28 protein-coding genes are annotated in these 26653 nt (G+C 64.6%); 13 read left to right on the plus strand and 15 right to left on the minus strand.

The annotated features are described in order from the left end of the window. The 5 genes from F6S12_RS19915 to cfaB all read left to right on the plus strand — a co-directional run. On the plus strand, positions 1–1513 hold a 1513-nt coding region (locus tag F6S12_RS19915; protein WP_315869248.1), incomplete at its 5' end, for a heavy metal translocating P-type ATPase. Positions 1514–1631: 118 nt separating this feature from the next. Continuing rightward, positions 1632–1883 (plus strand): membrane protein, encoded by a 252-nt coding sequence (locus tag F6S12_RS19920; RefSeq protein WP_011064355.1) that lies wholly within the window; start codon positions 1632–1634, stop codon positions 1881–1883. 65 nt (positions 1884–1948) lie between these two features. Then, on the plus strand, positions 1949–2794 hold the full coding sequence (locus F6S12_RS19925; RefSeq protein WP_015637556.1) for a DUF692 domain-containing protein: 846 nt from the start codon (positions 1949–1951) through the stop codon (positions 2792–2794). Then, positions 2785–3573: a DNA-binding domain-containing protein gene (locus tag F6S12_RS19930; RefSeq protein ID WP_123431140.1), complete on the plus strand. Its 789-nt coding sequence runs from the start codon at positions 2785–2787 to the stop codon at positions 3571–3573. Before F6S12_RS19925 ends, F6S12_RS19930 begins: the two co-directional genes overlap by 10 nt. Positions 3574–3656: 83 nt before the next feature. Next, positions 3657–4844: a C17 cyclopropane fatty acid synthase CfaB gene (gene cfaB, locus F6S12_RS19935; protein WP_011064352.1), complete on the plus strand. Its 1188-nt coding sequence runs from the start codon at positions 3657–3659 to the stop codon at positions 4842–4844. 9 nt (positions 4845–4853) lie between these two features. Here the strand turns inward: cfaB and cls are convergent, their stop codons facing one another. Beyond that, the gene (gene cls, locus F6S12_RS19940; protein ID WP_011064351.1) at positions 4854–6293 is read right to left on the minus strand and encodes a cardiolipin synthase; all 1440 of its coding nucleotides are present in this window, start codon (positions 6291–6293) and stop codon (positions 4854–4856) included. A 131-nt stretch (positions 6294–6424) separates the two neighbouring features. On the opposite strand from cls, the gene F6S12_RS19945 reads away from it, so the two are divergent. Next, the gene (locus F6S12_RS19945) at positions 6425–6949 is read left to right on the plus strand and encodes a DUF3617 domain-containing protein (RefSeq protein ID WP_011064350.1); all 525 of its coding nucleotides are present in this window, start codon (positions 6425–6427) and stop codon (positions 6947–6949) included. Between the two features lie 41 nt (positions 6950–6990). Here F6S12_RS19945 and thrS read toward each other — a convergent pair whose 3' ends face one another. From thrS to folE2, 8 genes are read right to left on the minus strand one after another with little or no spacing between them, the layout of a single operon-like run. Then, positions 6991–8880: a threonine--tRNA ligase gene (gene thrS, locus F6S12_RS19950; RefSeq protein ID WP_053154735.1), complete on the minus strand. Its 1890-nt coding sequence runs from the start codon at positions 8878–8880 to the stop codon at positions 6991–6993. Between the two features lie 26 nt (positions 8881–8906). Next, a complete protein-coding gene (locus F6S12_RS19955; protein ID WP_015637551.1) occupies positions 8907–10241 on the minus strand; it encodes a dihydroorotase in 1335 nt (444 codons plus the stop codon). A gap of 2 nt (positions 10242–10243) precedes the next feature. Next, positions 10244–10804, minus strand: coding sequence for a DapH/DapD/GlmU-related protein (locus F6S12_RS19960; RefSeq protein ID WP_011064347.1), 561 nt, complete (start codon positions 10802–10804; stop codon positions 10244–10246). After that, complete coding sequence (gene hisI, locus F6S12_RS19965; protein ID WP_019093405.1) at positions 10794–11237, minus strand: phosphoribosyl-AMP cyclohydrolase; 444 nt, start codon at positions 11235–11237, stop codon at positions 10794–10796. Before hisI ends, F6S12_RS19960 begins: the two co-directional genes overlap by 11 nt. Further along, on the minus strand, positions 11234–12118 hold the full coding sequence (locus F6S12_RS19970; protein ID WP_041120483.1) for a metal ABC transporter substrate-binding protein: 885 nt from the start codon (positions 12116–12118) through the stop codon (positions 11234–11236). The genes hisI and F6S12_RS19970 overlap by 4 nt, the downstream gene beginning before the upstream one ends. Positions 12119–12129: 11 nt before the next feature. Next, a complete protein-coding gene (locus tag F6S12_RS19975) occupies positions 12130–12996 on the minus strand; it encodes a metal ABC transporter permease (protein ID WP_011064344.1) in 867 nt (288 codons plus the stop codon). After that, the gene (locus F6S12_RS19980; RefSeq protein ID WP_011064343.1) at positions 12996–13661 is read right to left on the minus strand and encodes a metal ABC transporter ATP-binding protein; all 666 of its coding nucleotides are present in this window, start codon (positions 13659–13661) and stop codon (positions 12996–12998) included. Before F6S12_RS19980 ends, F6S12_RS19975 begins: the two co-directional genes overlap by 1 nt. Next, a complete protein-coding gene (gene folE2, locus F6S12_RS19985) occupies positions 13661–14554 on the minus strand; it encodes a GTP cyclohydrolase FolE2 (RefSeq protein ID WP_315869249.1) in 894 nt (297 codons plus the stop codon). Before folE2 ends, F6S12_RS19980 begins: the two co-directional genes overlap by 1 nt. Positions 14555–14683: 129 nt before the next feature. On the opposite strand from folE2, the gene F6S12_RS19990 reads away from it, so the two are divergent. Next, positions 14684–15907 (plus strand): N-acetylmuramoyl-L-alanine amidase, encoded by a 1224-nt coding sequence (locus F6S12_RS19990; RefSeq protein ID WP_315869250.1) that lies wholly within the window; start codon positions 14684–14686, stop codon positions 15905–15907. A gap of 109 nt (positions 15908–16016) precedes the next feature. Here F6S12_RS19990 and F6S12_RS19995 read toward each other — a convergent pair whose 3' ends face one another. Further along, positions 16017–16394, minus strand: a complete 378-nt coding sequence (locus F6S12_RS19995) for a hypothetical protein (protein ID WP_015637544.1) — start codon at positions 16392–16394, stop codon at positions 16017–16019. A gap of 121 nt (positions 16395–16515) precedes the next feature. Between F6S12_RS19995 and dksA the strand changes: the two genes are divergently transcribed. From dksA to F6S12_RS20015, 4 genes are all read left to right on the plus strand, one after another. Next, positions 16516–16920 (plus strand): RNA polymerase-binding protein DksA, encoded by a 405-nt coding sequence (gene dksA / locus F6S12_RS20000; protein WP_011064339.1) that lies wholly within the window; start codon positions 16516–16518, stop codon positions 16918–16920. Between the two features lie 30 nt (positions 16921–16950). Next, positions 16951–18159 carry a zinc metallochaperone GTPase ZigA gene (gene zigA, locus F6S12_RS20005; RefSeq protein WP_315869251.1) on the plus strand — a complete coding sequence of 403 codons (1209 nt, stop codon included), beginning with the start codon at positions 16951–16953 and terminating at the stop codon, positions 18157–18159. Beyond that, entirely contained in the window at positions 18159–18860 is a 702-nt protein-coding gene (locus F6S12_RS20010; protein ID WP_315869252.1) for a DUF1826 domain-containing protein, read from the plus strand. The genes zigA and F6S12_RS20010 overlap by 1 nt, the downstream gene beginning before the upstream one ends. Positions 18861–19005: 145 nt before the next feature. Beyond that, positions 19006–19968, plus strand: a complete 963-nt coding sequence (locus F6S12_RS20015; RefSeq protein ID WP_315869253.1) for a CobW-like GTP-binding protein — start codon at positions 19006–19008, stop codon at positions 19966–19968. A gap of 23 nt (positions 19969–19991) precedes the next feature. On the opposite strand, the gene F6S12_RS20020 is transcribed toward F6S12_RS20015, so the two are convergent. Further along, a complete protein-coding gene (locus F6S12_RS20020; RefSeq protein WP_015637540.1) occupies positions 19992–20384 on the minus strand; it encodes a DUF3301 domain-containing protein in 393 nt (130 codons plus the stop codon). Positions 20385–20501: 117 nt separating this feature from the next. Between F6S12_RS20020 and pdxY the strand changes: the two genes are divergently transcribed. After that, entirely contained in the window at positions 20502–21374 is an 873-nt protein-coding gene (gene pdxY / locus F6S12_RS20025; RefSeq protein WP_015637539.1) for a pyridoxal kinase PdxY, read from the plus strand. Positions 21375–21381: 7 nt separating this feature from the next. Here pdxY and F6S12_RS20030 read toward each other — a convergent pair whose 3' ends face one another. Together F6S12_RS20030 and F6S12_RS20035 are read right to left on the minus strand one after the other, a co-directional pair. Then, positions 21382–22794 carry an APC family permease gene (locus tag F6S12_RS20030; protein WP_015637538.1) on the minus strand — a complete coding sequence of 471 codons (1413 nt, stop codon included), beginning with the start codon at positions 22792–22794 and terminating at the stop codon, positions 21382–21384. 254 nt (positions 22795–23048) lie between these two features. Continuing rightward, complete coding sequence (locus F6S12_RS20035) at positions 23049–23534, minus strand: acyl-CoA thioesterase (RefSeq protein WP_011064332.1); 486 nt, start codon at positions 23532–23534, stop codon at positions 23049–23051. Between the two features lie 289 nt (positions 23535–23823). Between F6S12_RS20035 and F6S12_RS20040 the strand changes: the two genes are divergently transcribed. Then, on the plus strand, positions 23824–25587 hold the full coding sequence (locus F6S12_RS20040; protein ID WP_011064331.1) for a cation:proton antiporter: 1764 nt from the start codon (positions 23824–23826) through the stop codon (positions 25585–25587). Between the two features lie 71 nt (positions 25588–25658). On the opposite strand, the gene F6S12_RS20045 is transcribed toward F6S12_RS20040, so the two are convergent. Further along, complete coding sequence (locus F6S12_RS20045; protein WP_011064330.1) at positions 25659–26066, minus strand: SMI1/KNR4 family protein; 408 nt, start codon at positions 26064–26066, stop codon at positions 25659–25661. Positions 26067–26202: 136 nt separating this feature from the next. Continuing rightward, positions 26203–26653 (minus strand): Tim44 domain-containing protein (locus tag F6S12_RS20050; protein WP_315869254.1); only part of this gene is annotated, 451 nt, incomplete at its 5' end.

Raw genomic sequence — 26653 nt, forward strand, 5'->3', positions numbered from 1 at the left:
CGCCCTGGGCCGCTTGACCCGCAGCCTGGCGCGACAGGTACGGGCCGATGGCAGCGTCGTGGAAGTGGACAACGCCAGCCTCAAGGCCGGCGACCTGGTGGAAGTACGCGCTGGCGATCGGGTGCCCGCCGATGGTCTGGTGGTGTCCGGCCAGGCGAGCCTGGATACCGCGCCGATCACTGGCGAATCGGTCCCCCTGGAAGCGGTTCAGGGCATGCAGATATTTGGCGGCGCAATCAATCTCGATGGGCTGTTGCGTGTGCAGGTCACCCGTACCGGCGAGGAGTCGACCTTGGGCAAGGTGATTGCCCTGATGCAAAGCGCCGAGCGCGCCAAGCCGCCCATCACCCGTTTGCTGGAGCGCTATGCCGGCAGTTACATGGTGCTGGTGTTGCTGTTGGCGGCGGTGACCTGGTTCATCACCAACGATGCCCAAGCCATGCTCGCGGTGCTGGTGGCGGCCTGTCCCTGCGCGTTGGTGCTGTCGGCGCCGGCCACCGCCATCGCCGGGATCGCTGTGGCCGCGCGCCACGGCATCCTGATTCGCAGTTCGGCCTTTCTCGAGGAGCTGGCGGACCTGACCTCCCTGGTCGTGGACAAGACCGGCACCCTGACGTACGGCACCTTGCGTTTGCAGGCCATCGACAGCCCCCGGGAAGACCAGCGAAGCCTGCTCACTCTGGCCGCCAGCCTCGGCTCGGCCAGCAGCCACCCGGTCAGCCGGGCCCTGGCAGGGCTGGTGCCCCAGGAAGAGCAATGGCCACTGGGGGACATTCATGAACGCCAGGGCCTGGGGGTGGTGGCCCGTACCGAGGAGGGCGAAGCGGCCCTTGGCCGCCCGGAGCTGTTCCGCCAGTTGGGTATCGACACCAGCCCGGTGCCGGGGCACGACGGGCCGATTGCCGGCCTGGCGCTTGATGGCGAATTTCTCGGTTGGCTGTTGCTGGCCGACAGCGTCAAACCCGAGGCCCGGCATGCCCTGGGCGAGTTGCGCGAACTGGGGTTGGGCCGGCAGTTGCTGCTCACCGGTGACCGCCAGAGTGTGGCCGACAGCCTGGCGCTGGAAGTGGGAATCGCCGACGTCGAGGCCCAGGCCCTGCCGCAAGACAAGCTTGAGCGGGTACTGGAGGAGATCGACAAGGGCTTCCGGCCGATGGTGGTCGGCGACGGCATCAACGACTCCCTGGCTCTCAAGGCCGGGGTGGTGGGGGTGGCCATGGGCGCCGGTGGTGCGGACATCGCCCTGGCTTCGGCGGATGTGGTGCTGATCGGCAGCGACCTGCGACGCCTGGGCACCTGCGTGCGCCTGAGCCGTGAATGCCGGCGGACCTTGCAGGTCAACGTGATCATCGGCCTGGGCTGGACCCTGGCCATCGTCGCCTTTGCCGCGTTCGGCTGGCTGGGGGCGGCGGGGGCGATGATCGCTGCGGTGCTGCACAACCTGAGCACCTTGCTGGTGTTGGGCAATGCCGGTCGCCTGCTGCGTTTCCAGGAGCCGCTGTTGAAGCTGTAGACGCCGCCGCGCAGTTTTTTTCATCCCGGCTGTAACGCCGGGATGCTTCCTCTCTCTAGTGCTATGACGGGATTGCACAAGCACCCGCCGATCCCCTGCGACTATTGAGGAAACAAAAATGAACATGAAGAAAACCGCCGCCGGCGCTGCCCTGGCTTTTGCTGCCGCCACTCTGTTTGCCGGTGTCGTGACTCAAGCGTCTGCTGCCGATGCCCAGGTGCACTGCTACGGCGTCAACGCCTGCAAAGGGCAGAACGACTGCAAGACCAAGGATCACGCCTGCAAGGGCATGGGCGCCTGTAAAGGCCAGGGCTTCAAGGCCATGACCCAGGCCGCGTGTGACAAAGCAGGCGGCAAAGTCGGCGAGTAAGCGGCGTTCGAGTGCTGCCGCAGTGGGGTTGGCAACCACTGCGGCCACTTGGCAAGGAGTTGGCGATGTCTGAATTTTCTTCCAGCCTGGGCTATGGCCTGGGTTTGCGCAGTGCCTACTACCAGCAGATTCTCGACGAGGCGCCGGACGTCGACTGGTTTGAAGTGGTGTCCGAGAACTTCATGGTGCAGGGCGGCAAGGCGCTGTATTACCTGGATGCGATCGCCGAGCGCTACCCCATCGTGATGCACGGGGTGTCGCTGTCCATCGGCGGCCCCCATGCCCTGGACCGGGATTACCTGCTGCGGCTCAGGCAACTGGCCAGCCGGGCAAACCCGGCGTGGATCTCCGATCACCTGTGCTGGAGCCGGGGCAACGCCCATCAACTGCACGACCTGCTGCCGCTGCCCTACACCGAGGAGAGCCTGCACTACGTGGCAGGGCGAGTGCGTCAGGTGCAGGACATTCTGGAGCGCCCCCTGGTGCTGGAGAACGTCTCCAGTTATGTGCGGGCGGCGGCCGACGAGTTCAGCGAGTGGGAATTTCTCGCCGCCTTGAGCCAGCTCAGCGGCTGCGAACTGCTGCTGGATGTGAACAACGTCTACGTCAGTTCGCGCAACCATGGTTTCGATCCCTGGCACTTCATCCAGGCGCTGCCGGCGCAGCGCGTGCGGCAACTGCATCTGGCCGGGCATCAGGATTATGGCGACTACGTGATCGACACCCACGACCACCCGGTCTGCGATCCCGTTTGGGCGCTGTATCAACGCACCCTTGAACACCTGGGGCCGGTGGCCACCCTGCTGGAGCGCGACGATCATTTCCCGCCCCTGGAAGAGCTGCTCAGCGAACTGCACAAGGCCCGAGATCTCGGGCAACAGACCCTGGCCGGGAGGCAGCAATGCGCCTGAACGACTGGCAACTGGCTTTTGAAGCCTATCTGTTGGGCGAACAGGCCCAGGCCCGCGCCGTCCTGCAAGACAGCCTGATCGGTGGCCCGACCCTGGATGTGGAGACCGGCCTGGCGATCTATCACAATGCCTACATGGCCCGGTTGCAGGAGGTCATGGGCAGCGACTTCCCGGCCATCCGGCACTGGCTGGGGGATGCAGAATTCCAGGCCCTGACGCAGGCCTACATTCGCCAGTGCCCGTCCCGGCATTTCAGCCTGCGCTGGCTGGGGCAGGGCTTTGCCGAATTCATCCAGGGCCATCTGGTGCCGGAGCAGGGCGCGCCCCTGGCGGAACTGGCGCGCCTGGAGTGGGCCTTCACCCTGGCCTTCGACGCAGCCGAAGCCCAGGTGCTGACGGTGGCGGCCATGGCCGGGCTGGATGTCGAGCAATGGCCGCAGCTGCAACTGCGCCTGGCGCCCTGTGTGCAATGGCTCGACTGCCGCTACAACAGCGTGGCCCAGTGGCGCGCGGTCAAGGAGCAGGCGGATTTCCCCCGCAGTGCTTTACTCGATCAGCAGCAGCTGTGCCTGGTCTGGCGAGCGGACCGGGTCTGCCGTTATCGCAGCCTGCCAGCCGAAGAGGCCACAGCGCTGCGGGGCATGATCGAGCAACGGTGGAATTTTGCGGAACTCTGCGCCGGGCTGGCCGTCACTTATGCCGAGGGGGCCCCGCTGCAGGCGGTTACCTGGTTGAAACAGTGGGTCGAGGATGGCCTGGTGATGCGCAGCGAATCATAGAAAACCACTATCAAATCGATAGCCTGCTATTTTCTAGGATGGTCTACCCTCATTTCAGACGTCTGAAACAAGGGGGATTTTCCATGCTCGCGCAACTTCCACCGGCCTTACAGAATCTGCATTTGCCTCTACGCCTGCGGCTCTGGGATGGCCATGAATTCAATCTGGGGCCGGAGCCCAACGTCACGATCGTGGTCAAGGACCCGCAATTGGTGGCGCAGCTGACTCACCCTAGCCTGGACGCCTTGGGGGGCGCCTTTGTCGAGGGCAAACTGGAACTGGAAGGTTCCATCAGCGAAGTCATCCGGGTCTGCGACGAACTGAGCCAGGCCTTGCTCGACGATGACGACGGCAACCAGCCGGTGCGCTCGCTGCACGACAAGGCGACCGACGCAGCCGCGATTTCCTATCACTACGACCTTTCCAACGCCTTCTACCAACTGTGGCTCGACAGCGACATGGCCTATTCCTGCGCCTATTTCGAGACCGGAAGCGAGTCTCTGGAACAGGCCCAGCAAGCCAAATTCCGCCACCTGTGCCGCAAGCTGCGCCTGCAACCGGGGGACTACCTGCTGGATGTCGGGTGCGGCTGGGGCGGGCTGGCCCGCTACGCCGCCCGTGAGTTCGGCGCCAAGGTGTTCGGCATCACCTTGAGCAAGGAACAGCTGGCCCTGGCCCGCGAGCGAGTGACCGCCGAAGGCCTGGACGACCTGGTGGACCTGCAACTGCTGGATTACCGCGACCTGCCCCAGGATGGCCGCTTCGATAAGGTGGTCAGTGTCGGCATGTTCGAGCACGTCGGCCACGCCAATTTGCCGGAGTACTGCCAGACCCTGTTCAGGGCCGTGCGCGAGGGCGGGTTGGTGATGAACCACGGCATCACCGCCAAGCACACCGACGGCCGCCCGGTGGGCCGCGGGGCCGGGGACTTCATCGAACGCTATGTGTTTCCCAATGGCGAGCTGCCGCACCTGGCAATGATCTCGGCGTTCATCAGCGAGGCGGGGCTGGAAATTGTCGATGTCGAGAGCCTGCGCATGCATTACGCGCGGACGCTGGATCACTGGAGCGAACGCCTGGAAGACAATCTGGAAGCCGCCGCCAGGCAGGTTCCGGAGCAGGCGCTACGGATCTGGCGGCTGTACCTGGCGGGCTGCGCCTATGCCTTTGCCAAGGGCTGGATCAACCTGCACCAGATCCTGGCGGTCAAGCCCCATGCCGATGGCAGCCATGAACTGCCCTGGACCCGGGATGATCTCTATCATCCATAAGCCTGGCCCTTAAAGGATCGGAGAAATCAGCCGCGCGACCCGCATGCCCAGTTGTTGCAGGCGGTGGGTCTGGCGGCTTTCTTCCTTGGCGATTTCCCGGGCCTTGGCGAAGTCGGCTTCCAGCATGTGTTCCACTTCGGTGGCGAAGTCGTCGTCCACCGTCAGCAGCATCACTTCGAAATTCAGGCGGAACGAACGGTTGTCCAGGTTGGCGCTGCCAATGGCGCTGATTTCGTTGTCGATCAGCACCACCTTCTGGTGCAGGAACCCCGGCTGATAGCGGAATACTCGCACCCCGGCGCGCACCGCTTCGAAGGCGTACAGGCTGGAGGCGGCATAGACGATGCGGTGGTCCGGGCGGGCGGGCAGCAGGATGCGCACATCCACGTCCCGCAGCACCGCCAGGCGCAGGGCAGCGAACACCGCCTCATCGGGAATGAAGTACGGGCTGGTGATCCACACCCGCTCGGTGGCCGCGTGGATGGCCTCGACAAAGAACAGCGAGCAGGTTTCGTAGGCATCGGCCGGACCGCTGGCCAGCAGTTGGCAGAGCACGCCGTCGTCCGGGTAGGTGTCGGGGAGGATCAGCGGCGGCAGTTCCCGGGCGGCCCAGAACCAGTCTTCGGCAAAGGACTCCTGCAGGCAGGCCACCACCGGGCCGCTGACCTGCACGTGGGTATCACGCCAGGGCGCCAGGGGCGGCTTCTTGCCCAGGTATTCGTCGCCGACGTTATGCCCGCCGACGAACCCCAGCATGCCGTCCACCACCACGATCTTGCGGTGATTGCGGAAGTTCACCTGGAAGCGGTTGAGCCAGCCACTGCGGGTGGCGAAGGCGTGCACCTGGACCCCGGCGTCGCGCAGGGTCTGTACGTAGCTGGCGGGCAGGGAGTGGCTGCCGATGCGGTCGTAGAGCAGGTGGATCGACACGCCCTCGGCGGCCTTTTCCAGCAGCAGGCGTTGCAGGCGCCGGCCCAGGTCATCGTCGTGGATGATGAAGAACTGGATCAGCACCGCCTTGTGGGAACGGCGGATGGCGTTGAAGATCGCTTCGAAGGTGGCGTCGCCGTTGACCAGCAGGCGCACCTGATTGTTGGCCAGGCACGGCATGCGCCCCAGCTTGGGCATGGCCCGCAGCGAGGCGTAGGCCTTGGAGGCGCGGGCGGTGAGGGCTTCTTCCACCCAGGGACGCCAGTTCAGTTCATTGATGGCCTTGTGCATTTCCACGTTGGCCTGACGCCGGGCCTGGATGTAGGCGTCGAAGGTACTGCGACCAAACACCAGGTAGGGAATCAGGGTCAGGTAGGGCATGAACAGCAGCGACAGGGCCCAGGCGATGGCGCCCTGGGCGGTCCTGACGGTGAGTACCGCGTGGATCGCGGCGATCAACCCGAGAAAATGCAGCAGTGCGATGAGATAGCCGAAGATGTGCGGGCCAAAATAATCCATGGGGCAGCCTTGCTCCTGAAGATTCAATGCCTAACAGACCATGTTCCACGGTGAATGTCGCTATTTTATTCTGCATGCAACACCGTGCCCCGGCTGAAGTCTAACGGCCACTATTGTCTAGGAGTCATTCGATGAAACTTCGTTTACTGGGTTGGGCCTTGGCGGCGGGGTTGGCGCTTCCGGTGGTGGCGCAGGCGCAGATGCTGCAGCCGGGGTTGTGGGAGCTGACCAGCAGCAACATGAAGATCGACGACCAGAACATGCCGGACCTGTCGCTGATCCTCGGCCAGTTGCAGCAGCAGATGACCCCGCAACAGCGGGCGATGCTGGAGAAACAGGGTGTGACCATGGGCGGCAAGGGGATTCGGGTGTGCCTGACACCGGCCCAGGTGCAGTCGGACACCATCCCGCTGCAGGACCCGCAGTCGGGTTGCCAGCAGCAGGTGACCGAACGCAGTGGCAATCAATGGAAGTTCCGCTTCAGTTGCCCCAAGGCCCAGGGCAATGGAGTGGCCACGTTCATCAGCGATCGTGAGTTCACCACCAACGTGGCCGGCACCTTCAACGCCACCGGCCTGCAGCAGAAGGGCAGCATGGACACCCGCGCCGTGTGGCTGGGCCAGGACTGCGGCACGGTCAAACCCCGCGCCTCCTGACTTTTGGCTGACGCTGACGCTGCCCGTGCCCCGGGCAGCGCCTAGCGCATCCGGGCCAGGGCCTGCTCCAGGCTCAGGCGGCCCAGGTCTTCGCCATTTCGGCTGCGCAGGCTGACGTAGCCTCCGTCCTTTTCCTTTTCCCCGACCACCAGCAGGTAAGGCACTTTCTGCAGGCTGTGTTCGCGAATCTTGTAGCCGATCTTTTCGTTGCGCAGGTCGGCGCTGGCCCGCAGCCCGTGACGGCGCAAGCTGTCGCTGATGGCCCGGGCGTAGTCGGCCTGGGCTTCGCTGATGTTCAGCACCACCGCTTGTTGCGGTGCCAGCCACAGGGGCAGGGCGCCGCCATGGTGTTCCAGGAGAATGCCGATAAAGCGTTCCAGGGAACCAAACAGCGCCCGGTGCAGCATCACCGGCTGGCAGCGTTCGCCGCGCTCGTCGATGTAGCTGATGGCGAAGCGCTCGGGCAGGTTGAGGTCCACCTGCAGAGTGCCGCACTGCCAGTCGCGACCGATGGCGTCGCGCAGCACGAACTCCAGCTTGGGGCCGTAGAAGGCGCCTTCCCCGGGGTTGATCCGGTAGTCGATGTGCATGCTCTGCAAGGCACCGACCAGGGCCTTTTCCAGTTGGTCCCAGACCTCATCGCTGCCGATGCGGTGGTCGGGGCGGGTCGAAAGCTTCACCGCCACCTGGTCGAAACCGAACTCCTTGTAGATGTCGAATACCAGGGCAATGGTGGCTGCGCATTCGCTTTGCATCTGTTGCGGGGTGCAGAAGATGTGGGCGTCGTCCTGGGTGAAATGGCGCACTCGCAACAGGCCGTGCAGGGCCCCTGAAGGTTCGTAGCGGTGGACTTTGCCGAACTCGGCGATGCGCAGTGGCAGGTCGCGGTAACTCTTGCGGCCATGCCCGAAGATCGCCACCGCGCCGGGGCAGTTCATCGGCTTGAGGGCGAAGGTGCGCTGGTCTTGCGTGGTGGTGGTGAACATGTGGTCGCGGTAGTTCTGCCAGTGCCCGGAGGTTTCCCAGAGGCCGCGGTCCATCACGTCGGGGGTGTTCACTTCCTGGTAGCCGGCCTGTTCCTGGCGCCTGCGCATGTAGCCGATCAGTTCCTGGAACAGGGTCCAGCCCTTGGCGTGCCAGAACACCGAGCCCGGCGCGCAGTCGTCGAAATGGAACAGATCCAGCTGCTGGCCGAGCTTACGGTGGTCGCGCTGTTGCGCCTGTTCCAGGCGCAACAGGTAGGCCTCAAGTTCCGGGCGGGTGCCCCAGCAGGTGCCGTAGATCCGCTGCAGCGGTGCGTTGCGGGCGTCGCCGCGCCAGTAGGCTCCGGCCACCTTGGTCAGCTTGAAGGCGCGCAGTTGGCCAGTGGAACGCAGGTGTGGCCCACGGCACAAATCTTCGAAATCCCCTTGACGGTACAGCGACAGCACAGCATCTGGCGGCAAGTCGCGGATCAGCTCGACCTTGTAGTGCTCGCCCAGGTCGGCGAAATGCTGCAGGGCCTGCTCCCGGGACAATTCCCGGCGGCGCACCGAATGATTGGTGGCGGCCAGGCTATGCATGCGCGCCTCGATCAGTTCCAGGTCCTCTGGGGTGAAGGGGCGCTCGTAGGCGAAGTCGTAGAAGAAGCCATCCTCGATCACCGGGCCGATGGCCACCTGCGCCGAGGGGAACAGCTGTTTCACCGCCATCGCCAGCAGGTGCGCGCAGGAGTGGCGCAGTACTTCCAGGCCCTCGGGGTCGCGGGCAGTGACGATGCTCAAGCGGGCGTCGCTGTGCAACAGGTAGTCACAGTCCACCAGTTGGCCGTTCACTCGCCCGGCCACGGCGGCCTTGGCCAGGCCGCTGCCGATGCTGGCGGCCACCTCGAAAACGGACAACGGCTGGTCGTACTCACGGCACGCGCCATCAGGCAGGGTGATGCGGATCATCTTCGGCGGTCCTTGGGGTCGGGCTATTAACGGGTGAAGCGCAGGGGCAGGCCCTGACAGTCGTCGTACAGGCGGCCCTGGTGCCAGGCGAGCTGGCCCGACACCAGGGTGCTGCTGACGCTGTGGCGAAAGCGCTGGCCGGCAAAGGGCGTCCAGCCGCAGTGGGCGAGGATCGGCTGGCTGTCCACGGCCAGGCCTGTGGGCTCGGCGCGGACCAGCACCAGGTCGGCCCAGTAGCCTTCGCGCAGGTAGCCGCGATCGGGAATGGCGAACAGGTCGGCGACTCGGTGGCTGGTTTTTTCCACCAGGGTGGTCAGGGGCAGCACCCGGTCGGCCACCAGTTCCAGCAGCGCTGGCAATGCATGCTGCACCAGCGGCAGGCCGGAGGGCGCGCGGCTGTAAGGCAGCTGTTTCTGCTCCCAGGTATGGGGCGCGTGGTCGGTGCCGATGACATCCAGGCGCTGGCTGTTCAGGGCCTGGCGCAGGGCATCGCGATCGGCCTGGGTCTTGATCGCCGGGTTGCATTTGATCAGGTGGCCGAGGCGCGGGTAGTCGCGGTCATCGAACAGCAGGTGATGTACGCAGACCTCGGCGGTGATGCGCTTTTGCGCCAGGGGCCGGTCCTCGAACAGCGCCAGTTCCCGGGCGCTGGTCAGGTGCAGCACGTGCAGGCGGGTGCCGTGTTTCTTCGCCAGTTCCACCGCCAGGGATGAGGAGCGAAAGCAGGCCTCGGCATCGCGGATGTGCGGGTGGGCGGCGGCGGGAATCTGCTCGCCATAGAGTTGCAGCCAGCGCTGTTGCCGGGCCTGGATGCTGGGGGTGTGTTCGCAGTGGGCCAGGAGCAGGGTCGGCACCTGGCGGAACAGCCGGTCCAGCACCTCGGGATCGTCCACCAGCATGTTGCCGGTGGAGGCCCCCATGAACACCTTGACCCCGGCCACCTCCGTGGGGTCCAGGGCGGCGACGAGGTCGAGGTTGTCGTTGCTGACCCCGAAGTGAAAGCCATAGTTGGCCACCGAAACGCTCGCTGCGCGGCGCTTCTTGTCGTTCAGGGCGGCAAGATCCAGGGTCGCCGGCGAGGTGTTGGGCATGTCCATGAAGCTGGTGATGCCACCGGCCACCGCCGCCCGCGACTCGCTGTACAGGCTGCCCTTGTCCGGCGCGCCGGGGTCGCGAAAGTGCACCTGGTCGTCGATCATGCCCGGCAGCAGCCACTGGCCGCGGGCGTCGATTTCGATCTCGGCGCTGAGGTGGTCCAGGCTGCCGATGGTGTCGATGCGCCCGTGCGCCACCAGCACATCGGCGTCGAATTCGCGCCCTTCGTTCACCAGGCGGGCATTGCGGATGAGGATTCGGCTCATGCTCAAAACTCGTTCTGCAGGGCCTTGTAGCCACGCACCAGGTCGACGTTGGTGCGCGCCACGTCTTCGGAAAACTCCGAAGCGCTGACACTCACGGGAGGGAACTGCGCCAGGTCGGTCTTGGGTCCGATGCGGGTGGTGGAGGGCACGTAGAAACCCGGCGGCAGGTCGCGGCCATCCACCACGGAGTTGTGTCGAACCACGCTGCCGTCGCCCACTTCGCAGTTGAACAGCACGCTGTTGAAACCGATGAACACTCGGTCGCCGACCACGCAGGGGCCATGGACGATGGAGCGGTGGGCGATGGAAGTGTGCTGGCCGATGGTCACCGCCGCGCCGGATTTGGAGTGGATCACCACGCCATCCTGGATGTTCGAGTTGGCGCCGATGGTGATGGCTTGCATCTGGCCGCTGGCGTCCACTTCGTCGGCGCGGATCACCGCGTAGGGGCCGACGAAGACGTTGTCGCCGATCACTACCTTGCCGCAGATGATGGCCGTCTTGTCGACGTAGGCGGATTCGGCGATCACGGGCAGATCGCCGGAGGGGTTTTTACGAATCATGGCGCGAGTCCTTCAAGGGGGAACTGATGACTTCCACCGCGCCATCGCGAATGGCGTTGTAGAAACAGTTGGGGCGCCCGGTGTGGCAGGCCGGTCCTTGCTGATCCACTAGCAGCAGCACGGCATCGCCGTCGCAGTCCAGGCGCGCTTCGATCAGGCGCTGGCGATGCCCGGAGCTTTCGCCCTTGCGCCACAGGCAGCGACGCGAGCGCGACCAGTAGCAGGCCTGGCCGCTGGCCAGGGTTTCGCCCAGGGCCTGGCGGTTCATCCAGGCCAGCATCAGCACCTCGCCGCTGTCGTGCTGCTGGGCAATGGCGGCGATCAGGCCGTCGCTGTTCCAGGGCAGGGCGTCGAGCACTGCGGTCAAGGCCCAGCGGCTGCCTTGGGGCGCGGCTTCCAGATCCAGCAGCGACAGCGGTGGGCGGCGGATCATGGTCGGCTCAGGGCCTCGTACAGGGTGTCGAGGTTGTACTCGAACAGGCCGGTGAAGGTACTGGCCGGACCGCTGGCCGAGAGCGCATCGGAGTACAGGGTGCCGCCGATATGGGCGCCGCTTTCGTCGGCGATCTGCTTGAGCAGGCGGGCGTCCTTGATGTTCTCCATGAACACTGCCTTGACCTTGGCGTTGCGGATCTGGGTGATCAGCGCAGCCACTTCGGCGGCTGAAGGTTCACGCTCGGTGGACAGGCCCTGGGGCGCCATGAAGTCGATACCGTAGGCCTGGCCCAGGTAGCCGAAGGCGTCGTGGGAGGTGACGATCTTGCGGTTGCCCGGGGGCAGGGAACCGAGCTTGGCCTTGGCCTCGGCCAGCAGGCGATAGATCTGTTTCAGGTAGGCCTGGCTGTTGCGCTGGTAGTCGGCCTGGTGGGCCGGGTCGGCAGCGATCAGCGCCTTGGTGATGTTGCTCACATAGAGCTCGCTGTTGGCCAGGTTGTGCCAGGCATGAGGGTCGGGAACGCTTTCGCCGTCTTCCTCCAGGGTGCGCGGAATAACCCCGCGGCTGGCAGTGACGACCTGGGCCTGGGTGGCGGTGCTGGCCACCAGGCGGTCCAGCCAGGGTTCGAAACCCAGGCCATTCTTGATGATCAGCCGGGCCTTGAGCAGGGCCTTGGCGTCATCCGGGCTCGGCTCGTAGGTGTGGGCATCCTCGTCGGCACCCACCAGGTTGGTGATGTGCACATGCTCACCGCCGACCTGGCGGGTCATGTCGGCGAGGATGCTGAAGCTGGTGACCACCGCCAGCTTGTCCGCCGCCTGGGCAGTAGGCAGCGACAAAGGCAACAGCAGGCTGAACAGCACGAGTAGAGCGCGCATCGGGAAACACCTCATGGGGATGTGAGCAAAGGTGGGCGGTGCAGCAAGCCGTGCACCGGACCGAACACCACGGACAGCAGGTACAGGCCGCCGGCCACCAGCACGATGGCCGGGCCGCTGGGCAGCGAGTAATGGAACGACAGCAGCAGGCCAAGCCACACCGAGAGGCAGCCAAACAGCGCGGCGATGCCGATCAGGGCGGGCAGGCGTCGGCTCCAGAAACGCGAGGCGGCGGCCGGCAGCATCATCAGGCCCACCACCATCAGCGCGCCGATGGCCTGGAAACCTATCACCAGGTTGAGCACCACCAGGGTCAGGAACAGGCCGTGGGCCAGGGGGCCGAGGCGGCTGACGCTGTGCAGGAACAGCGGGTCGAGGGTGTCCAGCAGCAGGGCTTTGTAGATCAACGCCATGGCCAGCAGGCTGAAGAGCGAGACCAGCAGCATGCCGTTCAGGGTCGGGCCATCCACCGCCAGGGCCGAGCCGAACAGCAGGTGCAAGAGGTCCAGGCGCTTGCCCGCCAGCCCGAGGATCAGCACGCCGCTGGCCAGGGAAATGGGGTAGATGGCGGCGATGCTGGCGTCTTCCCGCAGGCCGGTGCGCCGGGTGATCCAGGCGGCCAGCCCGGCCATGCCCAACCCGGCACCGAGGCCGCCCAGGGTCAGCGCCGGCAGGCTGAGACCGGCGAACCAGAAGCCCAGGGCGGCGCCCGGGAGAATGCCGTGGGCCACGGCGTCACCGATCAGGCTCATGCGCCGCAGGATCAGGAACACCCCCAGGGGCGCGGTGCTGCAGGCCAGCAGCAGGCCGCCGAGCAGGGCCCGGCGCATGAACAGGAATTCGCTGAACGGCTGCCAGAAATGTGCGGCGAAGTGCATCAAGCCACCTGCGCGCAGGATTGTGGGGCGATCAGCTCCAGGCTGGGGCCGAATACGCAGCCACTGCTTTTTACCAGCAGGGTCTGGGGGATGTGCTGGCGCACGGCGGCCAGGTCATGGCAGACCACCACCAGGGTCCGGCCCTGAGCGTGCCAGTTGTACAAGTGACGCCAGAGCAGGGCCTGGCCGGTTTCGTCGAGGGCGGCGTGGGGCTCGTCCAACAGCAGCAAGGGGGCTTCGGTCAGGCTCAATCGGGCGAGCAGGGCACGTTGCAATTCACCACCGGAAAGGGCCATCAACGGGCGCTTTTCCAGGCCGCTCAGGCACCAGTCTTCGAGGACCGTGCGCAGCTTTTCTGCCCTGACCCTGGCCGCTTCACGCTTGCCCCAGAAGCCGCCGGCCACCAGTTCTTCCAGGCTGATGGGGAACTGTCGATCCAGGTGTTGCTGCTGCGGCAAGAAGGACAAGCCGCCTCGGGCAGTGCCGAGGTGGATCTTGCCCGCGAGTGGTTTCTGCAGCCCGGCGATGACTTTCAACAAGCTGCTCTTGCCCGACCCGTTGGCGCCAATGATCGCGCTCAGGCTGGCCCTGGGCAGGTGCAGATCCAGGGCTGGAGTCAGGGGTTGCCCCGGAGCGCCCCAACGCAGGTGTTCGCAGCGGATCATCAGGCCTCCCAGTTCCAGCGGCTTTCGGCCACGGCGTCATGGGCATGCAGGCTTTCGGCGTGCACGACCCGCAATTGAAAGGCGTTGATTCCGGGGGAACGGCGCAGGGCCAGGTTCAAGCGGCGGGCGGCGTCTTCGCAAAACATCAGGTTCTGCCCGTTGGCCAGGGCGAAGGCCTGCTCGTCGGCACGCTTGACCGCGGTTTGCACGGCGGTGCCCAGGGCGTTTTCCGCATCGTTGATCAGGGCAATCAACGGCAGTTCGTCGATGAAATCATCCAGGCGCAGATGCAATGCCGCGTTGCTGCGCTGGCTATGGGGCGTCGCGACGACGCCCTGGGGCGAGCCCAGCCAGGCCAGGACGTCGGCGTGTTGCAATGGCCGGTTGGCAAAATCTTCGATGAACTGCTGCTGGATCAACTGCCGCGCCAGCGCCGCCGAACAGGGGCAAGTGGAGGAATAAGGCACGTCGATTTTTAGTTCCACGTGGAACATCGCGTTTTTCAGCCGCGCTTCGATACTCAGCGGGTAGCTTTTCCAGCCGGCCAACGGGCTGACCAAGGCCGGGCGTTTCAACAGCAGATCCAACTGAATGCGCAGGTAGGCGCTGTGGGCCAGGCCTTCATGGCTATCGAGAAAGCGCTGCAAGATCTGCCGGAGCAGAGCGGGGGTGAGGTTCTCCTGTTCCAGCATTTCCAGGGCCAGATACAGGCGCGACATGTGAATGCCCCGGGCCTCGCCATCGTCGAGGCTGACACCGGCATCGGCCTTGGCTGCGCTTGGCTGGTTGTTGATCACTACAGGTAAGGCAATGCCGCACATGCCCACCCATTCCAGGGGCAAGGCTTGGCGTGAGGCCTGCGCGGCGATATCCGGCAGAGTCAGCGCGTTCATGAACAGGTCCGTCGTGGGAAGTGATTTCACATGTTATATTATAACAATACGTTCGATGGGAAATTTTTCCTCGACGGTTGTTCATCTTGTCTTGTGAGTAGGGATGCTCCTTTTTTCGCGGTATTTGCCATGCACAGACGTCAATTGCTCAACCTGCTGTTGGCCGGTACGGCCCTGATGTTTCCCTGGAGTGTCTGCGCCGCGCAGATCCGCAACGCACGATTGTGGAAGGACGCAGAAAAGTTGCGGCTGGTGCTCGATCTGAGCCACCCGGTGCAATACAAGACCTTCAGCTTGAGTGCCCCGGAGCGCTTGATCATCGACTTGAACGGCGCGCGCCTGAGCGGTGATTTCAGCCAGCTGGCCCTGGCCAACACGGTGATCCGCGCCATTCGCTCCGGGCACTTCGGCCAGGGCGATACGCGGATCGTCCTCGACCTGCGCGAGCCGGTGCAGCTCCACAGTTTTCTCCTGCCGCCCCAGGATGGCCAGGGCCATCGGCTGGTGCTGGATCTGTCCAAGGCCACCAGGCCGCCCCTGCCGATCGCTGCGGCCGCCGCGCCGCTGGCCAAGCCCGAGGCCACGACAGGCAAGCCCCATCCCAAGCGCGACATCATCGTGGTAGTAGACCCCGGCCATGGCGGCAAGGACCCGGGCGCCGTGGGGGCCAGGGGCGAACGGGAGAAGGATGTGGTGCTGGCCATCGCCCGCCTGCTGGCCAAGCGGCTCAAGCGCGAGAAGGGTTTCGACGTGAAGCTGGTGCGCAACGATGATTTCTTCGTGCCGCTGCGCAAACGCGTGGAGATTGCCCGCAAGCACCAGGCCGACATGTTCATCTCGGTGCATGCCGATGCCGCGCCGCGGCTTACCGCATCCGGCGCATCGGTGTACGCCCTGTCCGAAGGTGGTGCCACCTCGGCCACCGCGCGCTTGATGGCCCAGCGGGAAAACGGCGCCGACCTGCTGGGGGCGACGACGCTGCTCAACCTCAAGGACAAGGATCCGATGCTGGCGGGGGTGATTGTCGACATGTCGATGAACGCCACCATCGCCGCCAGCCTGCAATTGGGCGGGACTGTGCTGCAGAGCCTGTCGGGCATTACCACCCTGCATCAGAAGCGTGTGGAACAGGCCGGTTTTGCGGTGCTCAAGTCACCGGACGTGCCGTCGATCCTGGTGGAAACCGGCTTCATCTCCAACAGCCGCGACAGCCAGCGCCTGGTCACCGCGCGCCACCAGCAGGCGATTGCCGATGGCCTGTTCAACGGCCTGCAGCGCTACTTCGAGAAAAACCCACCGGTTAACAGCTACATGGCCTGGCTCCAGGAAACCAAGAACAACCGCCCCGCCTGAACGCCGACCTGCAGGAGCCGGCTTGCCGGCGAAGAGGCCGGTGAATGGGGTGGCTGAGGATGTCTTCGCTGGCAAGCCAGCTCCTACGCAGGCGGTACGGGAAAGGGCGCTAGCAGCCGCTGATGCGGCTGCAGGTGAACTGCCCGCGGCTGCCGCCGGAGCTGGAAAAGCGGTTGCGCGTGGTCCAGCCCACGCGCTGGCTGTAGCCCACCCAGGCCTCGCCGTCGGAGGCCAGGCCGGTGAAGAACGTCAGCTGCCCGTAGCGGCTGTTGGTCTGCGCCCAATAGCGCTTGCCGATCACCTCGAAGCCGCGCAGGTAGGTGGTGCTGCCGGCCGTGGCGACGCTGTAGGCGTTGCCCAGCGGGTCGACGCAGGCCAGCAAGGTGGCGCTGCGGGTGCAGGTGGCCAGGGTACTGGGCACCGCCGCGCTGGCGTGACCAGCCAGCAGCAACAGGCCTGAAAGCAGGGTGGGCAGGACAGGGCGCATGGCGATTCTCGTGACGACAGGGGCGCAGCATCGCGCCCTTCGTCGTGGGCGGCAAGGGAAGGTTGGCTAATTTGTGTTGTTATAATATAACATAAAAACACAGCCTGACCCGTGACTCGCCATGACTGAACAAGACCTTCTCGCCCAACCCGAGACGCACTACATGAACGAAGCCCAGCAGGGCTTCTTTCGCCAGCTGCTGCTGGCCCAGCGCAGTGATCTGCAGGAGCGCATTGCCGGCGAGTTCGACCAGCTGCGCGAGCAGGAACCCCACAGCGACCCCGCCGACATCGGCAGTGCCGAAGAGCAGCGCCAGTGGCAACTGCGCCTGCTGGAGCGGGAAAAGAAGCTCCTGGACAAGATCGACGAAGCCCTGGAGCGCCTGGCCCGTGGCGAATACGGCTGGTGCCGCGACACCGGCGAGCCCATCGGCCTCAAGCGCCTGCTGCTGCGGCCCACCGCCACCCTGTGTATCGAAGCCAAAGAACGCCAAGAGCTGCGCGAACGCCATCAACGGGCGCTTTGACCCAGCCGCGATCCTGATGAGGAACAACCCATGACCGACCGTCTCCCCGTTACCGTGCTGTCCGGCTTTCTCGGCGCCGGCAAAAGCACCTTGCTCAATCACATCCTGCGCAACCGCGACCACCTGCGGGTGGCGGTGATCGTCAACGACATGAGCGAAATCAACATCGATGGCAGCGAAGTGCAGCGCGATGTCAGCCTCAATCGCGCCGAAGAAAAACTGGTGGAAATGAGCAACGGCTGCATCTGCTGCACCCTGCGCGAAGACCTGCTGGAGGAAGTGGGCAAGCTGGCCCGCGACGGGCGCTTCGATTACCTGCTGATCGAATCCACCGGGATTTCCGAGCCGCTGCCGGTGGCGGAAACCTTCACCTTTCGCGATGAATCCGGCCAGAGCCTGGCGGATATCGCCCGGCTCGACACCATGGTCACGGTGGTCGACGGCATGAATTTCCTGCTGGACTATCAGGCCGCGCACAGCCTGGCTTCCCGGGGCGAAACCCTGGGCGAAGACGATGAACGTTCCATCAGCGACCTGCTGATCGAACAGGTGGAGTTCGCCGACGTGATCCTGGTCAGCAAGATCGACCTGATCAGCAGCGACCAGCGCCAGGAACTGCTGGCCATCCTCAAGAGCCTCAATGCCCAGGCCGAGATCGTGCCCATGGTCATGGGCCAGGTACCGCTGGCGAAGATCCTCAACACCGGGCGCTTCGATTTCGAGCGCGCGGCCCAGGCTCCGGGCTGGCTGCGGGAGTTGCGCGGCGAGCATGTGCCGGAAACCGAGGAGTACGGCATCGCTTCCACCGCCTACCGGGCGCGGCGGCCGTTTCATCCCCAGCGCTTCTTCGACTTCATCAACCGGCCCTGGGTCAACGGCAAGCTGCTGCGCTCCAAGGGCTTCTTCTGGCTGGCCAGCAAGTACCAGGAAGCCGGCAGCTGGTCCCAGGCCGGTGGCCTGATGCGCCATGGCTTTGCCGGGCGCTGGTGGCGCTTCGTGCCCAAGCAGCACTGGCCCCAGAACGAAGAAGGCACCGCGGCGATCATGCACAACTGGACCGCGGCCACCGGCGATTGCCGCCAGGAACTGGTGTTCATCGGCCAGAACATCGACTTCACCCGGCTTTGCGCGGAGCTCGACCTGTGCCTGCTGGATGACGATGAAATGGCCCTCGGCGTCGAGGGCTGGAGCCTGCTGAACGATCCCTTTGGCCCCTGGCATGACGAGGAAGCGGCCTGATGCTGACCCTGAACTTGCCGGTGACTCCACTGGCCAATCCGCCCAGATGGCTGCTGCTGCCGAGCGTGACCGCGCCGGTCTCTCGCCGCCAGGCCATCGGCAGCACCCCGGCGGTGCTCGCCCAGGTGCTGGAGGATGAGGTCAATCTCGGCCTCTGGCAGCGCCAGTTGCCGGCCCACATCGCCGACTTCGCCGAGTTGCTGCTGTCCCTGGACCAGCCGCTGGCCGAATCCCTGTCCCTGGAGCTGCCCGACGAAGACGCGCAACCCAATCTGCGCGGCCTGGCTTCGGGGTTCAGTGATCTGCAGGGTTATGAAGGCTTTATCGCCGATGTTGCCTGGCTGGTCAGCGCTTTTGCCTGCCTGCTCGGGGCCAGGCGCGTCGGGCTGCGCCTGCGGGTCCTGGACAAGGCCATGTGCCCGCGGTTTCACGTGGACCATGTACCGGTGCGGCTGATTACCACCTACGCCGGAGCCGGCAGCGAATGGCTGCGCGAAGGCGCCATGGACCGCAGGAAACTGGGACAGGCCGAGGGCGAACCACGGGACCCGGCACAGGTCCAGCAGATCGCCAGCGGCGACGTGGCGCTGTTCAAGGGCGAGAAATGGCACGGCAACGAAGGCTTTGGCCTGATCCACCGCTCGCCGCAGCCAGCGCCAGGGGAACGCCGGCTGATCCTCACCCTCGATTGGCTGGGTTGACCTAGGCCCGTGCAGCCGCTTGCCGAGCCTGGGCGAAGCTCCGCAGGACCTTCAGCGCTCCCAAGAGCGGCGTCGAATCGAGCGGATTTTCGCCCAGGGCGGGAAGGGCGTAGCATCACCTCACAGGTTTTCCGGACCCCTTCCCATGCTGCAGAACATCCCCACCCACGTGATCGCCGGCCCCCTGGGCGCCGGCAAGACCAGCCTGATCCGCCATCTGCTGAGCCAGCGTCCGGCCGCCGAGCGCTGGGCGGTGCTGATCAACGAGTTTGGCCAGATCGGCCTGGACGCGGCCCTGCTGACCCGCGACGAAGATGGCATCGCCCTGGGCGAAGTGGCCGGCGGCTGCCTGTGCTGCGTCAACGGTGCACCGTTCCAGGTGGGCCTGGGCCGCCTGTTGCGCAAGGCCCGGCCGGACCGCCTGCTTATCGAGCCCTCGGGCCTCGGCCACCCGGCCCAATTGCTCAAGCAGTTGAATGAAGCGCCCTGGAAGGGCGTGCTGGCAGTACAACCCTGCGTGCTGGTCCTGGATGCCCAGGCGCTGGCCGCTGGCAAGCCGTTGCCCCGGGAACAGCAGGATGCGCTGTCCAGCGCCGGCCTGCTGGTACTGAACAAGGACGAACTGCTCAGCGACAGCGACAGGTTGCGGGTGCTGGAGCAATTGCCGAACCTTCCCTTGTTCTGGACCCGCCATGCCGCCTTGCCCCTGGCCGAGCTGCCGGGCCTGGGAGCCAGCGCCGAAGCGGCCCTGGAGCAGTCGGACATTCCCCAGGGCCTGGCCCAGTTGCCGGCCGTGTGGAGCGATCCGGCGCTGCCGATCTGCCTCAGCCAGTCCCAGGAGGATGGCTGGAGCATCGGCTGGCGCTGGCACCCCAGCCAGCAGTTCGATCTGGTCCGGGTCGAGCACTGGCTGCAGAACCTCGACTGGCGCCGGGCCAAGCTGGTGCTCCACAGTGATCAAGGCTGGCGGTCGGGCAACGGGCTGGATAATTCACCGCTGAACTGGCTGCCCAGCGAATGGCGCCGGGATTCGCGCCTGGAACTGATCTTCAGTAGCCCTCAGGACATTACCGTCCTGCAGGCCAGTCTCGATGCCTGTCGCCTGTAGGAAAAACGGCGTGCACGCCACTCTTACGGCTTGAACTTGCGATGTTCCTCGCGCCACTGGCTCAGCTCGATCACCTCGGCACTGGGCAGGGGCTCCTTGGCTTCGAACGGGTAGGGCGCCAGCTCGATATGGGCGCTGTGGGCGCCGAACTGGGTGATGGTCCCGGCATGACGGGTTTCCCCGGTCACGGTGAACTCGAAGTTGTAGACCCGCGCCAGGCGCCGCCGGCCATTGCCATCCTTGACGAAACCGATGCGCTTGAGCGCCACATTACCGTCCAGCAACTCGATGTCGAGCCGCGCGCAGTGCTGCTTGACCCGCTCCAGGGCCCGTTCGCGCAGGCCGTGGTTGTGCCACAGCCAGGCAGCAGCGGTTGCCAGCAGCATCAGCACAAAGATGTTTCCAAGGGTCAGCATGAAGGTTTGCTCCAACGAGGTGGCGTCAGCTTAACTGCGACTCCGGTCTGTCGTACAGGCTGCGTTTAGTCGCATACTGCGCGGCTTGAATTCCACCGGTTTTATGGAAAATCCTGCATGAAACGTACGCCCCACCTGCTTGCGATCCAGTCCCATGTGGTTTTCGGCCACGCCGGCAACAGTGCCGCGGTATTCCCCATGCAGCGGGTCGGGGTGAATGTCTGGCCGCTGAATACGGTGCAGTTCTCCAACCACACTCAGTATGGTCAGTGGGCCGGGGAAGTGCTGGCGCCACAGCAGATTCCCGAGCTGGTTGAAGGCATTGCCGCCATCGGCGAGCTGGGCAACTGCGACGCGGTGCTGTCCGGCTACCTGGGCAGCGCGGCCCAGGGCCGGGCGATCCTCAGCGGTGTGGCGCGGATCAAGGCAGTCAATCCCAAGGCCCTGTACTTGTGTGACCCGGTGATGGGCCACCCGGAGAAGGGCTGCAGCGTGCCGGCTGAAGTCAGCGACTTCCTGCTGGACGAGGCCGTGGCCATGGCGGATTTTCTCTGCCCCAACCAGCTGGAGCTGGACAGCTTCTGCGGGCGCAAGCCGCAATCGCTGTTCGACTGCCTGGGCATGGCCCGGTCGCTGCTGGACAAGGGCCCCAGGGCGGTGCTGGTCAAGCACCTGGACTACCCGGGCAAGCTGGCGGACGGTTTCGAGATGCTGCTGGTGACCGCTGACGGCAGCTGGCACCTGCGCCGTCCATTACTGGCGTTCCCGCGCCAGCCGGTGGGGGTGGGCGACCTGACCTCAGGCCTGTTCCTGGCCCGGGTATTGTTGGGGGACAGCCTGGTGGCGGCCTTCGAATTCACCGCCGCGGCGGTGCATGAAGTACTGCTGGAAACCCAGGCCTGCGCCAGTTACGAGCTGGAGCTGGTGCGCGCCCAGGACCGCATCGCCCACCCACGGGTGCGCTTCGAGGCCACGCCGATCGGCTTCTGAGGCGGGCTCAGGCCTGCTCGGAAAACTGCACGGTCGGCGCGGGCTGGCGAAAGCCCCGGGTGTGTATGCCCAGGTACAGCAGGCCCAGGGCGAACCAGGCCAGGCCGATGCCCAGGGTCAGGGCCGAAAGGCTGGTCCACAGCCAGGCGATCAGGGCAAAGCCGATCAACGGCAGCAGGCCGTACTGCAACAGCCGTGCGGTGCTGCGCGGCTGGCCCTGGCCCAGGTGACTCTTGATCACCGCCAGGTTGACCACCGAGAACGCCACCAGTGCACCGAAGCTGATCATCGACGCCAGGGTGGTGAGGTCGATGACCACCGCCAGCAATGACACCAGCGACACCAGGACAATGGCCACCACCGGGGTCTTGTAGCGCTCGGACAGGGTACCGAACACCCGACGTGGCAGGATGCCGTCACGGCCCATGCTGAACAGAATGCGCGATACCGAGGCCTGGGATGCCAGGGCCGAACCGGCGGCGCCGGCGACATAGGTGGCGGTGAAGAACATCTCCAGGAAGCGTCCGCCGGCGTGCAGCATGACCTCGCTGGCCGCCGAGTCGGCGTCCTTGAAACTGCTGCCGGGGAACGCCAGCTGGCTGGTCATGGCCAGCAGGATGAACAGCAGGCCGGCGCCCAGGGTGGTGATGACGATTGCCCGGGGGATGTCCCGGCGCGGGTCGCGGGTTTCCTCGGCCAGGGTCGACACCGCGTCAAAGCCCAGGAACGACAGGCACAGCACCGCGGCCCCGGCCATCAGCGGCAACAGCCCATCCTGGCTGCCATCGCCGACCCAGGGTGCGCTCAGGTCCAGGCTCTCGGCCCCTGCCAACTGGCGGACCACCAGGGCCACGAACACCACCACGAAGACCATCTGCGCGCAGACGATCAGGTTGCTCATGCTCGATACCGAGCCGATGCCGCGGATGTTCAGCAGCGTCACCAGGCTGATGGTCGCCACCACGAAGACCCAGGCGGGCACGGCGGGGAAGGCCAGGTTGAGGAACAGGCCGATCACCAGGTAATTGATCATCGGCAGGAACAGGTAATCCAGCAGCAGCGACCAGCCGGCAAGGAAGCCGATGCCCGGGCCGAAACTGAGGCTGGCGTAGGAATAGGCTGAGCCGGCAATGGGGTATTTCTTGACCATTACGCTGTAGGAAAGGGCGGTGAAGATCATCGCCAGCAGGGTGATCACATAGGCTGCGGCGGTGCGCCCGCCGGTGAGTTGGGTGACCACGCCGTAGGTGGTGAAGACGGTCAGCGGGACCATGTACACCAGGCCGAAGAACACCAGGGCCGGCAGGCCGAGGATGCGCCGCAGCGAGGTGCCCTGGGCACTGTGGGTGAAGCCGCCATCGAGGCTGGCGTTATGGGCGGACGCAGGGGGGCTGCTGGAAAGAGCATTGGCGCTGGGCATTTTTATTGTTCTCACGCGTTCGTTGGCTCGAAGGCTCCCCGGGCGGGGAGTGCGTTTGTGCCTTGCCCTTCGATTCTGGCAGCGGTGCCCTGGGGGCATAACTCTCGATGTGGTCAAAAAGGGATGGATCTGGCCATTCAGGATGACCGCAGAAGCCTGCTGGCGGGTGTTGGAGTGTGGCGGCGGAGCGCTGGAAGCTCTGGAGGGGGGAGGACCGTCCGTGGCCCTGCTGAATCAGCGGTGCAGCTTGAGCATCAAGGGCCGTCGGCCTTGATTTCCCGGTAGCGCTGTTCCAGTTCCTGGCGGATCTGCCGGCGCTGCCGGGCCTGGATAAAGCGTCGCTTGCCGTCGGCGGTTTCCGGCTGCAGCGGCGGCACCTGGGCCGGCTTGCGCTGGTCGTCCACCGCCACCATGGTGAAGAAGCAGCTGTTGGTGTGGCGCACCGAACGCTCGCGGATATTCTCGGTGACCACCTTGATGCCCACCTCCATGGAGGTGTTGCCGGTGTAGTTGACCGAGGCCAGGAAGGTCACCAGCTCGCCGACATGGATCGGCTCGCGGAAGATCACCTGGTCCACCGACAGGGTCACCACGTAGCGGCCGGCGTAACGGCTGGCGCAGGCATAGGCGACTTCATCGAGGTACTTGAGCAAGGTGCCGCCGTGGACATTGCCAGAGAAATTGGCCATGTCAGGGGTCATCAATACCGTCATCGACAGTTGGGCGTTTCCGGGTTCCATAGCACGCTCACGGTTCTGGGCAGGGGTTGCTGGAGCACCTCTGCGGGTGCTGGCTCCAAAGGGTTTTCAAACCATCGATAACGGGACGCCGGGCCGGGCCACGTCGTCACGCCCTGGTGGATCTGTTTCCTAATATTGCACCGCCTTCCTGCCGGAAGTCGCGGTGTTAACCTGCAAAACACCCGTTCCAGGGCATTTTCCGCTTCTATTTTGGATATTTCCTTCTACTGATCAGAACATTCTTTTTAGGCGATCACCCCCGCCCAGCATTCCAAGGAGAGCCCCGGCCATGCATGCCATCAGCTTCATTCAGGACCTGGCCGTGATCATGCTGGTCGCAGGCGTGGTGACCATCCTCTTCCATCGCCTCAAGCAGCCTGTCGTGCTGGGCTACATAGTCGCCGGCTTCATCATCGGCCCTCACACTCCGCCTTTCGGGCTGATCCACGACGAACAGACCATCAAGACCCTGGCCGAGCTGGGGGTGATTTTCCTGATGTTCTGCCTGGGGCTGGAATTCAGCCTGCGCAAGCTGTTCAAGGTCGGGGCCACGGCCTTTATCGCGGCGTTCCTGGAAATCGTCCTGATGATCTGGATCGGCTACGAGATCGGCCGCTGGTTCGGCTGGAGCACCATGGATTCGCTGTTCCTCGGGGCGATCCTGGCCATTTCCTCCACCACCATCATCGTCAAGGCGCTCAATGACCTGAAGATGAAGAACGAGCGCTTCGCCCAGCTGATCTTCGGCGTACTGATCGTCGAGGACATCCTCGGCATCGGCATCATCGCCTTGCTGTCGAGCATCGCGGTCAGCGGTACGGTGAGTTCCGGCGAGGTGTTCTCCACCGTCGGCAAGCTTTCGCTGTTCATGATCGTGGCGCTGGTGATCGGCATCCTGCTGGTGCCGCGCCTGCTGGCCTACGTGGCCAGGTTCGACAGCAACGAGATGCTGCTGATCACCGTGCTGGGGCTGTGTTTCGGCTTCTGCCTGCTGGTGGTCAAACTGGAGTACAGCATGGTCCTGGGGGCCTTCCTGATCGGTGCGATCATGGCCGAGTCTCGCCAGCTGCTGAAGATCGAGCGGCTGATCGAACCGGTTCGCGACCTGTTCAGCGCAATCTTCTTCGTCGCCATCGGCCTGATGATCGACCCGCAGATCCTCCTGCAATACGCCTGGCCGATTGCCGTGATCACGGTGGCGGTGGTGCTGGGCAAGATGCTGTCCTGCGGCATGGGGGCCTTTATCGCCGGCAATGATGGACGCACCTCACTGCGGGTAGGCATGGGCCTGTCACAGATTGGCGAATTTTCCTTCATCATCGCCGCACTGGGCATGACCCTGCAGGTCACCAGCGACTTCCTCTACCCGGTAGCGGTGGCGGTGTCCGCCATCACCACCTTGCTCACGCCCTACCTGATCCGTGCCGCGGACCCGCTATCGCTGAAGCTGGCAGGGGTCCTGCCCAAGCGCCTGAGCCGGGTACTGGGCATGTATGGCGAGTGGTTGCGCAGCATCCAGCCCCAGGGCGAGGGTGCGCTGCTGGCGACGATGATCCGCAAGATCCTGCTGCAAGTGGGGGTGAACCTGGCGCTGGTGGTGGCGATCTTCTTTTCCGGTGGCTATTTCGCCAAGCGCATTGGCACCTACCTGGAAGATTGGGTCAGTGAGCCGAGCTGGCAGAAAGCCTTGATCTGGGGCGGGGCGCTGCTGCTTTCGCTGCCGTTCCTGATTGCTGCCTATCGCAAGCTCAAGGCACTGTCGATGTTGCTGGCGGAGATGGGGGTCAAGCCGGAAATGGCCGGGCGCCATACCCAGCGAGTGCGTCGGGTGATCGCCGAGGTGATCCCGATCCTGTCGCTGCTGGTGATTTTCCTGCTGCTGGCGGCGCTCTCGTCGAGCATCCTGCCGACCCTGGAACTGCTGGTGTTGATCGCCGTAGTGGCGGCGGCGGTGGCCGCGGTCCTGTGGCGCTGGTTCATCCGTGTGCATACGCGGATGCAGGTGGCGCTGATCGAAACCTTCGACCACAGCAAGGACAACAGTGGGCATTGACCTTGCCGCTCGCCGGCAGGGTGCCGGCGAGCTGTTTCAGTCGCCGCGGTGTACGCAGCCGCGGCGGCGTCTCAGCTTTCCAGCCAGACGTCCCGCGCCCAGTGCCACACCGATTCCCAGGATTCTTCGGTGATCAGCTCTTCCTCGCCGGACCACAGCACCACGGTGCCGTCTTCCTCGACGCAGTAGTAATCGTCGCCGTCCTGGCAGATCGGGATCAGCTCACGCGGCACGCCCATGTCCCAGGCGGTCGCAGCCACTTCCGGCAGGTAGGTGTGGGATTGCGGATCGGTGACGGTCACAGGTTCCAGGCTGCCGTAAACCACGTCGCTGACAGTCAACAGGAACTCCTTGAAGACGAACGGGATATTGATGAACAGCTGTTCTTCAATTTCCACCAGTTGGTCTTCGTCCGGCAGTTCCAGGGGGACGGGTACCGGTTCGTTGGCTTCCCGGAGTTGTTCGATGACTTCTTCCACGGCCTGGGTCCTCTTAGCTCTATGGCGCGGTTGTTTGACGGCGGTTTATACAGTAGCTCGCTATAAGTGCAATCGTGAAATGCAAAACCCCGACCTGAGTCGGGGTTTTGCCTTACAGCTGTGACAGCAGAATGAATCAGCCGTTCTGGCGGATACCTGCTACCAGCCATGGCTGGTTGTCGCCCTGGGCGCGTTCCATGTTCCAGCTTTCGCTGAACACTTCGCCCTGGTCGAAGCGCGAGGTCTTCGACACACCGCTGAAGGTCAGGGTGGCGATGGTCTTGTCGGCACGGTCATCCACACCTTCGAGCTGCACTTGCAGGTTGTCGATGTAGGTCGACTGGAAGCCGTCGCCCAGATCGGCACGTTCCTGTTTCAGGAACTGCAGCATCTGTGGGGTCACGAACTCGGCGATCTTGTCCATTTCGTTGGCGTCCCAGTGTTGCTGCAGGGACTGGAAGTGGCTGCGCGCCGCTTCAATGAAGCGCTCTTCATTGAACCAGGCCGGTGCGTTGATTACCGGACGCGCGGCAGGCGCTGGCGAACCACCGAAGATCGAACCGCCGGCAGGCTGCTGGGGCTCGAAG

The sequence above is a fragment of the Pseudomonas sp. JV245A genome (assembly GCF_032424515.1).
GTDB lineage: Bacteria > Pseudomonadota > Gammaproteobacteria > Pseudomonadales > Pseudomonadaceae > Aquipseudomonas > Aquipseudomonas protegens.

Coding starts and splice junctions, on each gene's coding strand:
- F6S12_RS19920 (WP_011064355.1), top strand. CDS start 1,632: ATGAACATGAAGAAAACCGCCGCCGGCGCTGCCCTGGCTTTTGCTGCC.
- F6S12_RS19925 (WP_015637556.1), top strand. CDS start 1,949: ATGTCTGAATTTTCTTCCAGCCTGGGCTATGGCCTGGGTTTGCGCAGT.
- F6S12_RS19930 (WP_123431140.1), top strand. CDS start 2,785: ATGCGCCTGAACGACTGGCAACTGGCTTTTGAAGCCTATCTGTTGGGC.
- cfaB (WP_011064352.1), top strand. CDS start 3,657: ATGCTCGCGCAACTTCCACCGGCCTTACAGAATCTGCATTTGCCTCTA.
- cls (WP_011064351.1), bottom strand. CDS start 6,293: ATGGATTATTTTGGCCCGCACATCTTCGGCTATCTCATCGCACTGCTG.
- F6S12_RS19945 (WP_011064350.1), top strand. CDS start 6,425: ATGAAACTTCGTTTACTGGGTTGGGCCTTGGCGGCGGGGTTGGCGCTT.
- thrS (WP_053154735.1), bottom strand. CDS start 8,880: ATGATCCGCATCACCCTGCCTGATGGCGCGTGCCGTGAGTACGACCAG.
- F6S12_RS19955 (WP_015637551.1), bottom strand. CDS start 10,241: ATGAGCCGAATCCTCATCCGCAATGCCCGCCTGGTGAACGAAGGGCGC.
- F6S12_RS19960 (WP_011064347.1), bottom strand. CDS start 10,804: ATGATTCGTAAAAACCCCTCCGGCGATCTGCCCGTGATCGCCGAATCC.
- hisI (WP_019093405.1), bottom strand. CDS start 11,237: ATGATCCGCCGCCCACCGCTGTCGCTGCTGGATCTGGAAGCCGCGCCC.
- F6S12_RS19970 (WP_041120483.1), bottom strand. CDS start 12,118: ATGCGCGCTCTACTCGTGCTGTTCAGCCTGCTGTTGCCTTTGTCGCTG.
- F6S12_RS19975 (WP_011064344.1), bottom strand. CDS start 12,996: ATGCACTTCGCCGCACATTTCTGGCAGCCGTTCAGCGAATTCCTGTTC.
- F6S12_RS19980 (WP_011064343.1), bottom strand. CDS start 13,661: ATGATCCGCTGCGAACACCTGCGTTGGGGCGCTCCGGGGCAACCCCTG.
- folE2 (WP_315869249.1), bottom strand. CDS start 14,554: ATGAACGCGCTGACTCTGCCGGATATCGCCGCGCAGGCCTCACGCCAA.
- F6S12_RS19990 (WP_315869250.1), top strand. CDS start 14,684: ATGCACAGACGTCAATTGCTCAACCTGCTGTTGGCCGGTACGGCCCTG.
- F6S12_RS19995 (WP_015637544.1), bottom strand. CDS start 16,394: ATGCGCCCTGTCCTGCCCACCCTGCTTTCAGGCCTGTTGCTGCTGGCT.
- dksA (WP_011064339.1), top strand. CDS start 16,516: ATGACTGAACAAGACCTTCTCGCCCAACCCGAGACGCACTACATGAAC.
- zigA (WP_315869251.1), top strand. CDS start 16,951: ATGACCGACCGTCTCCCCGTTACCGTGCTGTCCGGCTTTCTCGGCGCC.
- F6S12_RS20010 (WP_315869252.1), top strand. CDS start 18,159: ATGCTGACCCTGAACTTGCCGGTGACTCCACTGGCCAATCCGCCCAGA.
- F6S12_RS20015 (WP_315869253.1), top strand. CDS start 19,006: ATGCTGCAGAACATCCCCACCCACGTGATCGCCGGCCCCCTGGGCGCC.
- F6S12_RS20020 (WP_015637540.1), bottom strand. CDS start 20,384: ATGCTGACCCTTGGAAACATCTTTGTGCTGATGCTGCTGGCAACCGCT.
- pdxY (WP_015637539.1), top strand. CDS start 20,502: ATGAAACGTACGCCCCACCTGCTTGCGATCCAGTCCCATGTGGTTTTC.
- F6S12_RS20030 (WP_015637538.1), bottom strand. CDS start 22,794: ATGCCCAGCGCCAATGCTCTTTCCAGCAGCCCCCCTGCGTCCGCCCAT.
- F6S12_RS20035 (WP_011064332.1), bottom strand. CDS start 23,534: ATGGAACCCGGAAACGCCCAACTGTCGATGACGGTATTGATGACCCCT.
- F6S12_RS20040 (WP_011064331.1), top strand. CDS start 23,824: ATGCATGCCATCAGCTTCATTCAGGACCTGGCCGTGATCATGCTGGTC.